2 protein-coding genes are annotated in these 1,018 nt (G+C 40.0%); both read left to right on the plus strand.

What is annotated here, in order from left to right; genetic code table 11:
* Nucleotides 1-395 precede the first annotated feature (395 nt).
* Nucleotides 396-743 (plus strand): transposase family protein, encoded by a 348-nt coding sequence (locus tag QT987_RS29790; RefSeq protein ID WP_333247099.1) that lies wholly within the window; start codon nucleotides 396-398, stop codon nucleotides 741-743.
* The coding region (locus QT987_RS29795) for an ISAs1 family transposase (RefSeq protein WP_333247101.1) at nucleotides 740-1,018 on the plus strand (279 nt) is incomplete at its 3' end. The genes QT987_RS29790 and QT987_RS29795, both read left to right, overlap by 4 nt.

The raw sequence follows: 1,018 nt of genomic DNA on the forward strand, positions 1-1,018 counted from the left end.
ATATTTTTGCCAACCTTCACAACGATGCCATTATCTAGACTACATAGATGATATTTTTTGTCAATGCGTAAGTCCTAATTATATAGTTTGACCTCAACCACAACCCGCCGCTGACAGTATTGTGGGCGGTTTTTTTTCAGTAGGGACACGGCAATGCCCAAAGCGTGTCAACTTAAGACTGAAACCCTTGAGAAATCTCGTTTTTACCTGAGTCTAGATCCCCCTAAATCCCCCTTAAGAAGGGGAGTAGGGGTTGACTTTAAGAAGATTCTTGTCCCCCCCTTCGATCGGGGGGCTAGGCAGGGTGGATTAATTGTCGGGAGGGGAATGTATGATAGAAGAGGTAATCAAGTCTGCCCCGTCCGGGTAGACTATAATTATGGAATGAATCAGCAATGAATTTAATTGAAGCTCTTATTGCAGTTCCCGATCATAGACATCCGAGAGGTATTAGACATGAACTTTGGCTGACATTAACGATAATTTTGTTGGGTAGTTGCACGGGATATTGGGGGTATAAACCCTTGGTAGAATTCACCAATAATCATCGAAAGACACTCATAAAATTATTCAACCTACCAAGTGATATTCGGTTCCCATCAGACTCAACGTTTAGAAATATAATTCAATCATTAGATTTTGAGATATTAGCCGTTCTTTTTAATGTGTGGTCTCAAGAAGAATTGTCAATAGACGAAGGAGAATTGATGGCAATAGATGGTAAGGGATCAAAAGTACATTGACTGGGAGTAGCAGCTCTTACCAAAATTTTGTCAGCATGGTTTCCGTTTACAGTCATCATCATGGATGGGTAGTCCGACATCAAGTTATGGAAAATAAGCATTCAAGTGAAGTCGAAGTCGTAGAGAAGCTAGTCAAAGAGCTATCCGGTAATAAAGTAGTAATTACCGTCGATGCACTGCACTGTCAAAAAAAAACACTAGCCTTAATTATTAAGGGTGGCAATGACTATATAGTTACGCTCAAAAAGAATCAATTAAATCTGTTTAAAGCGGCT

Source organism: Microcoleus sp. SVA1B4 (assembly GCF_036700545.1).
GTDB lineage: Bacteria > Cyanobacteriota > Cyanobacteriia > Cyanobacteriales > Microcoleaceae > Microcoleus.

Coding starts and splice junctions, on each gene's coding strand:
- QT987_RS29790 (WP_333247099.1), top strand. CDS start 396: ATGAATTTAATTGAAGCTCTTATTGCAGTTCCCGATCATAGACATCCG.